At 60.4% G+C, this 13,334-nt stretch carries 9 protein-coding genes; 3 read left to right on the forward strand and 6 right to left on the reverse strand.

Annotation, left to right across the window (positions count from 1 at the left end):
• Positions 1-15: 15 nt before the first annotated feature.
• The 6 genes from accC to GNP00_RS14275 all read right to left on the reverse strand — a co-directional run bounded on the left by accC (position 16) and on the right by GNP00_RS14275 (position 7,516).
• Positions 16-1,359: an acetyl-CoA carboxylase biotin carboxylase subunit gene (gene accC, locus GNP00_RS14250; RefSeq protein WP_011581054.1), complete on the reverse strand. Its 1,344-nt coding sequence runs from the start codon at positions 1,357-1,359 to the stop codon at positions 16-18.
• 11 nt (positions 1,360-1,370) lie between these two features.
• The gene (gene accB, locus GNP00_RS14255; protein WP_011581053.1) at positions 1,371-1,838 is read right to left on the reverse strand and encodes an acetyl-CoA carboxylase biotin carboxyl carrier protein; all 468 of its coding nucleotides are present in this window, start codon (positions 1,836-1,838) and stop codon (positions 1,371-1,373) included.
• Between the two features lie 26 nt (positions 1,839-1,864).
• Positions 1,865-2,302, reverse strand: coding sequence for a type II 3-dehydroquinate dehydratase (gene aroQ, locus GNP00_RS14260; RefSeq protein ID WP_011581052.1), 438 nt, complete (start codon positions 2,300-2,302; stop codon positions 1,865-1,867).
• A 120-nt stretch (positions 2,303-2,422) separates the two neighbouring features.
• Complete coding sequence (locus GNP00_RS14265) at positions 2,423-3,181, reverse strand: DsbA family protein (RefSeq protein ID WP_011581051.1); 759 nt, start codon at positions 3,179-3,181, stop codon at positions 2,423-2,425.
• Positions 3,182-3,256: 75 nt separating this feature from the next.
• Positions 3,257-4,573 (reverse strand): M48 family metalloprotease, encoded by a 1,317-nt coding sequence (locus GNP00_RS14270; protein WP_246259450.1) that lies wholly within the window; start codon positions 4,571-4,573, stop codon positions 3,257-3,259.
• A 336-nt stretch (positions 4,574-4,909) separates the two neighbouring features.
• A complete protein-coding gene (locus GNP00_RS14275; protein WP_011581049.1) occupies positions 4,910-7,516 on the reverse strand; it encodes an Rne/Rng family ribonuclease in 2,607 nt (868 codons plus the stop codon).
• 581 nt (positions 7,517-8,097) lie between these two features.
• Here GNP00_RS14275 and GNP00_RS14280 point away from each other — a divergent pair.
• From GNP00_RS14280 to prfB, 3 genes are all read left to right on the forward strand, one after another.
• Complete coding sequence (locus tag GNP00_RS14280) at positions 8,098-9,357, forward strand: N-acetylmuramoyl-L-alanine amidase (protein ID WP_011581047.1); 1,260 nt, start codon at positions 8,098-8,100, stop codon at positions 9,355-9,357.
• Between the two features lie 194 nt (positions 9,358-9,551).
• The gene (locus tag GNP00_RS14285; RefSeq protein WP_011581046.1) at positions 9,552-12,008 is read left to right on the forward strand and encodes a penicillin-binding protein 1A; all 2,457 of its coding nucleotides are present in this window, start codon (positions 9,552-9,554) and stop codon (positions 12,006-12,008) included.
• Between the two features lie 130 nt (positions 12,009-12,138).
• Positions 12,139-13,270 (forward strand): peptide chain release factor 2 gene (gene prfB, locus GNP00_RS14290; RefSeq protein ID WP_157038059.1). Its coding sequence is split into 2 segments (ribosomal slippage): positions 12,139-12,204 and positions 12,206-13,270, totalling 1,131 coding nucleotides; the frame shifts between segments, so codons are not numbered across the junction.
• Positions 13,271-13,334 lie beyond the last annotated feature (64 nt).

Here is a 13,334-nt window from a genome sequence, read left to right on the forward strand (position 1 = left end):
AACGGCGCCTGAAGATTATTCATTGGCTGCGAGATGGTTCTCCAGCCAATGGATGTCATAATCGCCGTTTGCCACATCAACATTGCCCACAAGCTCACGAAAGAGCGGCAATGTTGAATTGATGCCGTCCACGACGAATTCGTCAAGGGCACGGCGAAGGCGCATCATGCATTCTACGCGGTTGCGGCCATGAACAATGAGTTTGCCAATGAGGCTGTCGTAATAAGGAGGAATGCGATAGCCGGAATAGACCCCCGAATCGACCCGCACGCCAAGGCCGCCCGGCGTATGAAAATGGGTGATCGTGCCGGGCGAGGGGACGAAAGTGCGTGGGTCCTCCGCGTTGATCCGGCATTCAATGGCATGACCATGAAACCGCACTTCTTCCTGACGGACGGAAAGGCCAGCGCCCGATGCTACCCGGATCTGCTCATGCACCAGGTCGATCCCGGTGATCGCCTCCGTCACCGGATGCTCCACCTGAAGACGCGTGTTCATCTCGATGAAGTAGAATTCGCCGTTCTCATAGAGGAATTCTATGGTCCCCGCGCCGGAATAGCCGAGCTCGGCCATCGCATTTGCGACCGTCTCGCCGATTTTCATGCGCTGTTCCACGTTGAGCGCGGGCGAGTTTGCCTCCTCCCATACCTTCTGGTGGCGGCGCTGCAGGGAGCAATCGCGCTCGCCGAGATGGACAGCATTGTGGGCGCCGTCCCCCACCACCTGAACCTCGATGTGGCGCGGCTTTTCCAGATATTTTTCGATATAGACGGCGTCGTCGCCAAAAGCTGCGCCGGCCTCGGTGCGAGCAGTCGCAAGCGCCTCCGCCAGCCCGGCTTCGTTGCGGGCAACCTTCATCCCGCGCCCTCCGCCGCCGGCCGAAGCCTTGATGAGCACGGGATAGCCAACTTCGGCGGCGATTCGCTTCGCCTCGCGCTCGTCGCGCACCGCGCCTTCCGATCCCGGCACGACAGGAATGCCCAATCGCTTGGCCGTACGCTTGGCTTCGATCTTGTCGCCCATAGTACGGATATGTTCGGCCGAGGGGCCGATGAAGGTCACGTTGTGCGCGGCCAGGATTTCGGCAAATTTCGCGTTTTCGGAGAGAAAACCGTAGCCCGGGTGAACCGCATCCGCCCCGGTGATCTCGCACGCGGCAAGAATCTGATGAATATTAAGATAGCTTTCGCGTGAGGCGGGAGGACCGATACAAACGCTTTCGTCCGCAAGGCGGACATGCATGGCATCCGCATCAGCCGTGGAATGGACCGCCACGGTCTGAATTCCCAATTCCTTACAGGCGCGCAGCACCCGGAGCGCGATCTCGCCGCGATTGGCGATGAGGATCTTCTGGAACATCAGGGATCCCGCTACTCGATCACGACCAGAGGCTCGCCATATTCGACCGGCTGTCCATCTTCAACCAAGATGGACTTGACCACGCCGGCGCGGGGCGAGGGGATCTGGTTCATCGTCTTCATGGCTTCGATGATCAACAGGGTCTGGCCCTTCTCCACCGCCTGGCCCACTTCGATAAAGGGTTGTGAGCCGGGCGCGGCGGCGCGATAGGCGGTACCAACCATGGGCGACGGTATTGCGTTCTTGGCATCCTCGAGGGCCGGCGACGGCGCCTGCTCTTGCGCGGCGGCCGCAGGCATGGTCTGAGCCTGGCCGGAGGTGAAAGCGGGTACCGTGGTCTGGATCACGGAAGACTGCCGCGCAACGCGAATGCGCATCCCATTGTCTTCCACCTCGATTTCCGTAAGGCGCGTCTCGTCGAGAATGTTCGCCAATTCGCGAATGAGCTGCTGATCCACACCGTTCTTCTTCATCGACATCTTATCCCCTTGGCCTCAGCGACCAATTATAACCTTGCCGCCAGTGCCTGAAGCGCCAGCGTATATCCGATCGGTCCGAGACCGCAGATCATCCCCGCCACGACCGGAGCCGTCATCGTTCTGTGCCGGAACGGCTCGCGCGCGTGAATATTCGATAGATGCACCTCGATCACCGGTAGCGGGCTCACCGCCCTGATCGCATCGTGGAGCGCAATCGACGTATGCCCGTATGCTCCGGGATTGAGGACGATGCCGGCGCCGCGCTCGCCAGCTTCATGAATCCAATCGATCAGCATGCCTTCGTGGTTGGACTGGCGGAATTCGACCTCCAAGCCAAGACCTGCTGCAGCGGCGCGGCAGTCCGCCTCGATATCGGCCAGGGTCTTGCCGCCATAGATTCCGGGCTCACGCTTGCCGAGCGTGTTCAGGTTCGGTCCGTTGAGAACGTATACCGTTTTCGCCATTATCTAGTCCCGAGGCATTCCGCTGGCCCTCTATAATCGGCTTCGGCGGCTGCGGAAAGAGCGCAAATACGCTATTCCCCCGTTCCAGGCAGGGACAAAGAGGCGGAAATGCGGCAAGCTCTACTGCCGCGCCGCCGCAATCTTTTCGGTCAGGTGGTCAGCACCGAGCGCGCCATAGACCACCTCGTTGCCCAGGACATAGGAGGGAGTGCCGCTGATTTGCAGCTGGCTTGCGAGCTGATAGGTCTCCGAGAAGCTTGCCTCGATTGCCGGATCCTTCATCGCCTCGCGCAGGGCAGCTTCGTCCGCTCCCAATTCCAAGGCTATCCGAATTGCAGTCTCCTCGTTTGCGCGTCCTTGCCCACCCAGGAGACGGCGGTGAAATTCGCCGTATTTTTCCGGCTCAAGCTTTTGAAAAGCCTTGGAAACAACATGGGCTGCGTGAGAATCAGGACCGAGGATCGGAAACTCTTTCAGCACAAAGCGCAGGTTCTTGTCCTTGGCAACCAGCGCTTCCATATCGCTGAGCGCCCGTTTGCAATAACCGCAGTTGTAGTCGAAAAACTCAACGATGGTTACATCGCCATCGGGATTGCCGACAAAGCCGTCGCTTGCCTGATGGAAGAGCTTGTCCGCCGAATTGGCGATTGCCTGCTGACTTGCCGCGGCCTGTTCCGCCTTCATCTTCGCTTCTAAGGCGGATTGGACCTCCAGAAGAATCTCGGGATTGGCAAGAAGGTATTCTCGTACGATTCCTTCGACCTGCGGGCGGGTAAGGGCAGGCTGGCCGGTCGACTGCTCCTGCGCATGAGGCTGATTCGTTCCGGCGGCGGCGATCAGGACCGAAGCAAGTGATGCGGCGAAAAGCGAGTTCTTCATAATCTTCCCTTGATTGGCCTGGATAGCCCTATCTGTTGCGGCGGCGACCCAAACCTGGGCGTCGCGCAAAGAATATCACTTCCTGCCTGTTTCACGAAATTCGATGATATCCTGGGCCCGCACCCATTCCGGCGAGCCGCGCTTCAACTTCATCTGAGCGCGCGCCGCCATGACTTTGGCATCGCGATAGGCGCCGGCATGGAAGTAGCCTTCGGCGGTGGCGAGTTCCGCCGACCCGATATCTCCAAGCTGCCCGTATGCCTGGGCGAGAAAACGGTAGCCGTTGACATATTCGGGCTCACTCGTCAGGCCGGCTTTCAGCTCCGACGCCGCGCGGCGCACGAGGTCCGGCTGGCCGGTTGCAAGCAGTGCCTGGCCGTGACCCACCTGCAGGAGACCGGATGGCGGGGCAAGCCTGACTGCAGTCGCATAGGCCTCAGCGGCCTCACGCGGCCGATTGACCTTGATCAGGATTTCGCCGCGCAGCTCGTGAAAATATGGGTTGTTGGGCTGGGCGGAAATGAGCTGGTCCACCTTGGCAAGAGCAGAACGCGGATTGCCATGAAGATAGCTGTTGATCGCATCCGCATAAAGGATCGGCAAGCCTCCGGGGTTCTTCCTGAAAACGCGTGCAATGGCGTTTTGCCCCGCCGTATAGGAGGCAATCTTGGCGCGCGCCAGTTCATGGCGGAGCTGCAGGGCCGGTGCATCGACCCGGTCGTAGAAGCGGCTCTGCTTCACGAGCACTTCAAGATTGGCGATACGGTCGCGCGGCATGGGGTGGCTGGTCTGGTAGGGATCCACATTGACACCGGCGAGCGCCAGATCACCCGCCATGCGTTGGAAGGTGATGAGCATGCCGCGGCCGGACTGGCCGGTGCGCTCCAGATACTCGATCGCCGAACGGTCGGCCGTGATCTCTTCCGTGCGCTGATAGGCAAGCAGGCTTCGCCGCGCCGCCTCGGAACCGCCCATGGCCAATCCCATGCCCGCCTGGGCAAGATCGCCCTGATTGCTTGCCGCTGCCGCCACCCCGGCGCCGATCCCGAGCAGAGTGGCCACAATCGCCATGGTTTGGGCGCGCGCGAGCTGTTCGCGCAGCCTATGTTGATGGCCGCCGGCGAGGTGGGCCACCTCGTGAGCGATCACGCCGATAATCTCATTGGGCGTTTCCGCTGTAAGCAGCGCGCCCGTATGGATGAAGATGCGCCTTCCGGCCACGAAAGCGTTGAAACGATGGTCGTTGACCAGCACGATTTCGATGCCGGACTGACTGAGACCCGCTGCCTGAAGGATTGGCTTGGCGTAATCGGCTATCAACGCCTCGATCTCGGCGTCCCGCACGATCGGTACACTGCGCTGCGCCGCGGCCGGCGACGCGCTTGCAAACATGGACGCCACGGTCAGGATTACGGTCAGTATTCGAAATATGAGCACAGCAGCAAATCGGGTTAAATTTACCGTCGTCCGTACGGATATGTCATTATCATGGCAATGAGAAGGCGGCGCGAACTGCATCACGCAAGGCTTTCGTAACGCCAGGTTCCTCAAAAAATGCCTGGCCCCCTCGCATCGGCTTGAGAAAAAACGGATTTTTGGAAGGCACTTTGCGCGGATTCTATTATTTGCTGCATCCTTGTGTGCCGTCCTAAGGAGCGTGGGGCGCTGTGGACATTTTCAAGGAGAATAGCCGGGCAGGGTGCCCGGCTATTTCGTTGCTACCTCGTCCTAAAAGAAGCTCTTGCGCTGCCACCACCCGGTCTTTCGCGCCGGTGCTTCACCGCTTTCCCCGGTAGATGTAACGACGGGTTTTGGCTTTTCCGAAGTGTTGGCAGCGGTTCGCCTTGATGGCTTGGACGGCTTGTCTTCGGGCTTGTCCTCGACCAGAGCTTCGACCGTTGGGGCGGCTGGCGCGGGTTCTTCGTCCTGCGCCACCGGGGCTGGCTGCGCGATCTCGTCGGCAGCCGCATCCTTTTTCGCGCGGGTCTTTCGGCGCGGTTTCTTGGCTGGTTTCTCTTCCACCACCACTTCTTCGGCGGAAACCTCCGCAACAGGCTCTGCCTCCGCCGCTGCCGCTTCGCTCGTCGCCGCTGCCGCTTCGCTCGACACGGCTTCGCTCGCCGCCTCTGCCTGAATTTCGCCCGCCGGTTCCTCTGACTGCGCCGTTACCGCATCTTCCGGTGCGGCTTCCTCGTCCCGGCGATTGCGCTTGCCGCCGCGCTTTCCGCGGTGGCGCTTCTTGCGAGGTCCACCGTCGCCAGCCTCGACGTCTGCCGCCTCCGCTTCCGTTTCGGCGGCGGTGAGATCGGCCTCGCCCGTCTCGGCTGCCGGCTCCGAGATTTCCTCTGTTACCGCGGAATGCGGCGCAGCTTGCTCGGCGGCACGGTCCTTTCCTCCACGCCGACGGCGGCGGCGGCGCCGCTTGCGGCCAGGACCGCCCGGCTCCTCGGCTGCCGTCTGCTTCTCCTCCAGTTCCTCCGTCTCTTCGACGTAGGTTTCCTCCTCCGCTTCATCCTCGACTTCCGGCACGGCCTGGACGACCGCTCTCGACGCCGGAACGCGGGTGGAGGGCTGGCCTTTTACAATGGCGTAGTGCTGGGTTCCCAACTCCTCGTCCGTCTCGATCGTGATCTCCACGCCAAACCGCGACTCCATCTCGACGAGCGTCGCGCGCTTGTGATTGAGAAGGTAGAGAGCCGTCGAAGTGGGGGTGCGCACGGTGATATCGTGGCGTCCATCCTTCAACAGATATTCCTCGATGGCGCGCACCACGAGCAGCGCAACAGACGAATCGGAACGCACATGGCCGGTGCCGCCGCAATGGGGGCAGGGCTGCATTGTGCTTTCCAGAACGCTTGAACGGATGCGCTGGCGCGACATCTCCAGCAGGCCGAAATGCGAGATGCGCCCCACCTGGATCCGGGCGCGGTCGCTCTTCAGACATTCTTTCAGACGCTTTTCGACCGCGCGGTTGTTGCGGTTCTCCTCCATGTCGATGAAGTCGATGACGATCAGTCCCGCAAGATCGCGCAGGCGAAGCTGTCTCGATATCTCTTCCGCCGCCTCCAGATTGGTCTGGAGGGCGGTGTCCTCGATGGAATGCTCCTTTGTCGAGCGGCCGGAGTTTACGTCGATGGCGACAAGGGCTTCAGTCTGGTTGATGATGATATAGCCGCCTGACTTTAGCGTCACCTGCGGCTGCAGCATCTTATCCAACTGAGCTTCGATGCCGTTGCGCGCGAAAATCGGCACGCTGTCGCGGTATGGCTGCACAGCTTTCGCATGGCTCGGCATCAGCATGCGCATGAAATCCTTGGCCTCGCGATAGCCGTCTTCACCGGCCACCAGGATTTCGTCGATATCCTTGTTGTAGAGATCGCGCACCGCGCGCTTGATGAGGCTGCCTTCCTCATAAACGAGGGCAGGGGCTATGGATTCGAGCGTCAAAGTGCGCACCCGCTCCCAAAGCCGCATCAGATATTCGTAGTCGCGCTTGATTTCAGCCTTGGTGCGATTGGCACCGGCCGTGCGAAGGATTACCCCCATGCCTTCCGGTACATCGAGGCCCTTGACCACCTCTTTGAGCCGCTTGCGGTCCTGGAGATTCGTGATCTTGCGCGAGATGCCGCCGCCGCGCGCGGTATTCGGCATCAGCACGGAATACCGTCCGGCGAGCGACAGATAGGTGGTGAGAGCCGCGCCCTTGCTGCCGCGTTCTTCCTTAACCACCTGCACCAGCATGATTTGCCGGCGCTTGATCACTTCCTGGATCTTATAGTTGCGACGCACGGGGCGCCGGCGATTCTGCGCTTCATCAAGCGCGTCCTCGGCGCCAACCGTATCGACCTCATCCGATCCGTTCGCTTCATCCGAGCCGTTGCCATCGGCAGCAAGCGGCTCGGAGACGGTATCGTCCCTGACAGCTTCCGGCTGCGCCACATCCTTGCCTTCGGACACAACCTCGTCGGTCTTAGCATCACGACGACGACGCTTGCGGCCGCGCCCGGCCTGCGCCTCGCCTTCCTCCGCTTCGTCGGCCGCGCGGGCTTCCTCGGCTTCGGCTTCCAGAAGCGCCTGCCGATCGGCAACGGGAATCTGGTAATAATCAGGATGAATTTCGCTGAAGGCGAGGAAGCCGTGGCGGTTTCCTCCGTATTCAACAAAGGCAGCCTGCAGGGAAGGCTCTACGCGTGTCACCCGCGCAAGGTAGATGTTTCCTCTGAGTTGCTTCTTATCTTGTGATTCGAAATCGAACTCTTCGATACGGTTACCGCGCAGGACAACAACGCGGGTTTCCTCCGGGTGGGAGGCGTCTATCAGCATCTTGTTTGGCATAAAATCTTTTCTCCCCGGCAAGAATCCAGTGCCGGATGGAAGCGTTCCGCTTCTCTTCCTGGCTCTTCTGGATTCTCATGCCGGACAATCTGAAGCCTGCCGGTCGGGGTCTTGATGCAGAAGAATGCCGGGCCGCCGCTATACCGCTGCGGATTTTTCCGGGGCAACTCCTCACTGCGCTTAACGCCATAGCATCGCCTGGCAGGACCGTTTCAACCATAGCCCGGATCAACGGGCCGCCTTTTGCTCGTTTGAGCCGGCGCGGGGAACTTCCCGGCCGTTTTCCTCGCTTAAGGGTTTCGGCCAAGCCGCAAACACCTTGAAGAAATCCTCTGAGCCATCATCCGCGCCGGCATCAAGTTCCGGAAACTCGCCCGCCAAATCCGTACCTTACCAGGTTCGAGGTCCCGCCGATGGGCGCTACAATGGTTCAAAACTGCTTTTATGATTTGACACCGTCCATGGCAACCCTGAAATCATCGCCCGGTCCGATCGCGCAGAACGGAACCTGGTTGCCTTGAAGCGGCCCAAAGCTTCGTTTAACGGCGCGTAACGGTTGCCAAATCGAAGTGGGGACTTACGTGGCGGAACGGCCGACTCCAAAAGCCATGCGGGCGCATCGCGCGAGGCGAGAAACACGGCACGGACCGCATGCTTCCGGCCCTTTTCTTCTCTTGCTTTTCCTTCTGACGGCCTTCTGGGGGCCACCAGCATTCGCCCAAGCGGTTCAACCGCTTGTCGCCTATGATCATACGATGGCCGGTGATGCGAACCGTGTGCGGATCGTACTCAACTTCGACCGGAAACCGGAAGTCAACTGGTTTCTCCTGCGCGCGCCGCACCGGCTGGTGGTGGATTTTCCCGAAACGGATTTCGGCATCGAGGAGAAGGAGACCGAGCCCCGGGGGCTGATCTCACGCGTTCGCTATGGCCGGATGGCGCCTGGCCATTCGCGGATGATCTACACCATGCCGGGCCCATTCAAGGTCGAGGAGGTCTCGGTGCTGAAAAACGAGACCTCGCCGGGTTACCGGATGATCGCCGATATCGTTTCAGCTTCGGAGAGCGATTTCGAATCGGCAATGCGCGAGCGCCTTGCCGCTGCGCCAGATGCAGGAACTGCAAAGGAAGTGGTGAAGCAAAAGCCGACGGATGACCGCTTCATGATAGCGATCGATCCCGGCCACGGCGGAATCGACGGGGGAGCGCGCGGCGTGAGCGGCACCTTCGAAAAGACGATTACCCTTACTTTTGCTCAGGAACTCAAGAAGAGCCTCGAGGCAACCGGCAAATACAATGTCGTGCTTACGAGAAACGAAGACGTTTTCCTGCGGCTCGACGAGCGGGTGCGAATTGCGCGCGAGAACGAGGCCGACCTTCTCATTTCCATCCATGCCGATGCGATTTCAATGCGCGATTTCCGCGGCGCCACGGTTTATACCTTGTCGGATCGGGCCTCCGACGCGGAGGCGGCGGCAACGGCTGCACGGGAAAACCTCTCCGACGAGCTCGCGGGCTTGACGGCAGAGGAGGAGCAGGACCATGTCGCCGACATTCTATTCGACCTCATTCGCCGGGAGACGCACGCCTTCTCCATCCATTTTGCCCGCACCTTGCTCGACAGCCTCGGCGAGACGGTGCACCTGGTCGGCAATCCCCTGCGTTCAGCAGGTTTTCTCGTTCTCAAGGCGCCGGATGTGCCCTCCGTTCTCGTTGAGCTCGGCTATCTGTCAAATCCGGAAGACGAGAAACAGATGAAGGACCCGGCCTGGCGCGCGAAGGCAGTCGATTCGATCCTTCGGGCGATCAACATATTCGCTGCCGCGAGGGCGGGTGGATAAGCCGATCCGTTGCAATCTCACAACGCTCTCGCTTCTTTTTGCGTTGGCAAACGATAAAGGCTGGCGGGCTGCCTAATTTTGCTCACAAGACGCAGGCAGGTGATGCGCATCGTCGTGATTTCACCTCCGGGCGATTATAGTGCTATCATTGCCGCGGGAGGAGTAGCCGGGCTACCGGTCACACTGGAGCGAGCATGTTACGTCTCTTAGGATATTTTTTCGGCATCGGCATTGTCTTTGCGCTGATTGCTGCTGCAGGTGTGGCACTCTATGTCGGAGATCTGTCGAAAGACCTGCCTGATTACGAAGTGCTGGCAAAGTATGAACCGCCGGTGATGACCCGCGTTCATGCGTCCGACGGTTCGCTGATGGCGGAATTCGCCCGCGAGCGGCGCCTTTACCTTCCGATCAAGGCCATTCCGGACCGTGTAAAGGCCGCATTTCTTTCGGCTGAGGACAAGAGCTTCTATTCCCACCCTGGCGTTGATCCGGCGGGTCTGGTCAGCGCTGTGTTCACCAATCTGCAGAATATCGGTACCGGGCGCAGGCCGGTCGGTGCATCCACGATCACGCAGCAGGTGGCAAAGAATTTCCTGCTGAGCTCTGACCAGACGATCGAGCGGAAGATTAAGGAGATGATTCTCGCCTTCCGTATCGAGCAAGCCTACTCCAAGGATCGCATCCTGGAGCTTTATTTGAATGAGATCTTCTTCGGTCTTGGCGCATACGGAATCGCCGGCGCGGCATTGGCCTATTACGACAAGCCTGTTTCAGAACTCAGCATAGCGGAAGCCGCATACCTCGCCTCGCTGCCCAAAGGGCCTTCGAACTACCATCCTTTCCGTCATACCGATCGCGCCCTCGAGCGCCGCAATTGGGTAATCGATCGGATGCACGCGAACGGCTACATCACCGCCAAGGAAGCCGCGGAGGCGAAGGCCACCGGCCTCGACGTGAAGCCGCGCGAACGTGGCAATTATCTCGCCGGCTCTGAATATTTCACCGAGGAAGTCCGGCGTGAGCTTATCGCGCGCTATGGAGAGGACGCCCTTTATGATGGCGGCCTCTATGTACGCACTACGCTCGATCCAAAGCTGCAGCTTCTCGCTGAGAAAGCCTTGCGCCACGGCCTGATGAAGTACGATACCCTGCGGGGCTACCGCGGGCCGGTGAAGCATATCGATATCTCCGGCGATTGGGGCGAACCGCTGGCCGAAGTGCCCGGTCTGCGTGACGTATCCGAGTGGGCTTTGGCCGTTGTCCTTGAAGCTTCCGGCAACGATGTGAAGATCGGGATACAGCCCAAGCGCGAGATCTCCGGCGAGCTGTCGAAGGAGCGGGAAACCGGAACAATCGACACTGGCGATATCGGCTGGGTGCTCCGTCACGTGGTCGATGGGAAGCTCCTCAAGGCAAAGTCGCTGGAAGACGTGTTCGAGCCGGGCGATGTGATCTATGTCGAGCGCAAAAGCGAGGGACAGGATACGTGGCTGGTTCGGCAGGTGCCGGCAATCGGCGGCGCGCTGGTTGCCATGGATCCGCACACCGGCCGCGTGCTTGCAATGGCGGGAGGCTTCTCTTACGCGGCCTCCGAGTTCAACCGCGCCACGCAGGCCTACCGCCAGCCCGGCTCCTCCTTCAAGCCCATCATATATGCCGCGGCACTCGACAACGGATACACGCCCGCGACGGTGATCATGGACGCGCCGCTCACCATCCATGTCGGAAACCAGGTCTGGGAGCCGAAGAACTATGGCGGCGATTTCGCCGGCCCCTCCACGCTGCGCACAGGCATCGAGCGCTCGCGTAACCTGATGACGGTTCGGCTAGCGCAGGATATGGGAATGGATCTTGTCGCCGAATATGCGGAGCGTTTCGGCATCTATGACGACATGCCGGAGCACATCGCCATGTCGCTGGGCTCGGGCGAGACGACGGTGATGCGCATGGTCTCGGCCTATGCGGTCATGGCCAATGGCGGCAAGTTCATCCAGCCCTCGCTCGTCGATCGCATCCAAGACCGCTACGGCAGGACCGTCTACAAACACGACACGCGCGAGTGCGAGGGCTGTGCCGCCGATGCTTGGAAAAATCAGCCCGAAGCCGAGCTGATCGACAATCGCGAGCAGGTGCTTGACCCGATGACCGCGTACCAGATCACCTCCATCATGCAGGGCGTGGTGCAGCGCGGCACGGCAAGCAGCCTGGCGGAGCTCGGCCGCCCCATTGCGGGCAAAACCGGTACGACGAACGACGAGAAGGATGCCTGGTTCATTGGCTATACGCCGGACATGGTCGTAGGCGTTTTCATGGGATACGATCAGCCGAAGCCCATGGGCAAGGGTTCCACCGGCAGCGGCCTGGCGGCACCGGTCTTCAAGGAATTCATGGCGGATGCCCTGAAGGACATGCGTCCCGTGGACTTCCAGGTTCCCGAAGGCATGCAGCTCATCGCCATCGACCGGAAGACCGGCATGCGGGCTCAGGAAGGTGCGCCCGGCACCATCCTGGAAGCCTTCAAGCCCGGCACCGGCCCGGCGGACAGCTATTGGGTCATCGGCATGGAGAGCTCCCAGGTGAGCACCGGCGCGAGCAATATCTCGCCCGAGGCAAACCGGGCGATCACCTCCGGGGCAGGCGGCCTCTTTTAGCCCTTTGCAAAGCCCCAAAGCGGTCCTATCGCAGATGGGGCCGCTTTTTCTTTACACGCGGTGCTTCGATACATAAGTTCCGCCGCGAGTCGGGTGACGAGCCGGCATCTTCAAAGGAAAGAAACCATTCATGCGTGCGGAAACCGCCAATCTGATCGATGAAATCAAGCAGGCCATAAGCCTGCTGAGGAGGTATCTTTGACTGGGACGAGGCGGTAAAACGGCTCGAATACCTCAATTCCCGCGCCGAGGACGGCAACCTGTGGAACGATCCGCAGGAAGCGCAGAAGCTGATGCGCGAGCGCCAGTCTCTCGAAGAAAACATCAATGCGATCAATGGTCTCAGCCGATCTCTTGATGACAATGTAGAGCTGATCAAGCTCGGAGAGGAAGAAGGGGACGCGGGGATCGTCGAGGAGGCGGAATCCGCTATTCGCTCGCTGCGCGGGGAGATTTCGGCGCGCCAGATCGAGACGCTTCTTTCCGGAGAGGCCGACGCCAACGACACATATCTGGAGGTTCATGCCGGCGCGGGCGGCACGGAAAGCCAGGACTGGGCCTTGATGCTGCTTCGGATGTATACGCGCTGGGCGGAGCGGCGGGGCATGAAGGTCGAGACGCTTGAGGTGCATGACGGTGAGGAGGCCGGCATCAAATCGGCCACCATTCTCGTCCACGGCCACAATGCTTACGGCTGGCTCAAGACCGAATCGGGCGTGCACCGGCTGGTGCGGATCTCGCCTTTCGACAGCAATGCACGCCGGCACACGTCATTCGCGAGCATCTGGGTTTATCCGGTTATCGACGATTCGATCGAGATCGAAATCCCGGAATCAGAGGTGCGGATCGACACCTATCGCTCTTCCGGCGCTGGCGGACAGCACGTGAATACGACGGATTCGGCCGTGCGCATTACACACATCCCGACGGGCATCGCAGTCGCCTGCCAGCAGGAGCGCTCGCAGCACAAGAACCGGGCGAAGGCGTGGGAGATGCTGCGCGCTCGGCTTTATGAGCTGGAGCTCAAGAAGCGCGAGGAGGCGGCGAACGCCACCGAGGCGTCAAAGAGCGACATCGGCTGGGGGCACCAGATACGCTCCTACGTGCTGCAGCCATATCAGCTCGTTAAGGATCTGCGCACCGGTGTGGAGAGTCCTAGCCCGCAGGACGTGCTGGACGGGGACCTGGACGAATTCATGAAGGCTTCGCTTTCGCAGCGTGTGGGCGGTGTTGAGCCGGCGGAAGTTGCGGATATCGACTGACCTTACGCACGACGTCTGTGTACCCTCAAAAACCATAATTCCATTTGAGGCCTGTAGCTTGTGC

Origin of the sequence: Chelativorans multitrophicus, from assembly GCF_011317445.1 — a bacterium.
Taxonomy (GTDB): Bacteria; Pseudomonadota; Alphaproteobacteria; order Rhizobiales; family Rhizobiaceae; genus Chelativorans; species Chelativorans multitrophicus.

Coding starts and splice junctions, on each gene's coding strand:
- aroQ (WP_011581052.1), bottom strand. CDS start 2,302: ATGGCGAAAACGGTATACGTTCTCAACGGACCGAACCTGAACACGCTC.
- GNP00_RS14275 (WP_011581049.1), bottom strand. CDS start 7,516: ATGCCAAACAAGATGCTGATAGACGCCTCCCACCCGGAGGAAACCCGC.
- GNP00_RS14285 (WP_011581046.1), top strand. CDS start 9,552: ATGTTACGTCTCTTAGGATATTTTTTCGGCATCGGCATTGTCTTTGCG.
- GNP00_RS14270 (WP_246259450.1), bottom strand. CDS start 4,573: ATGTTTGCAAGCGCGTCGCCGGCCGCGGCGCAGCGCAGTGTACCGATC.
- accC (WP_011581054.1), bottom strand. CDS start 1,359: ATGTTCCAGAAGATCCTCATCGCCAATCGCGGCGAGATCGCGCTCCGG.
- GNP00_RS14265 (WP_011581051.1), bottom strand. CDS start 3,181: ATGAAGAACTCGCTTTTCGCCGCATCACTTGCTTCGGTCCTGATCGCC.
- accB (WP_011581053.1), bottom strand. CDS start 1,838: ATGTCGATGAAGAAGAACGGTGTGGATCAGCAGCTCATTCGCGAATTG.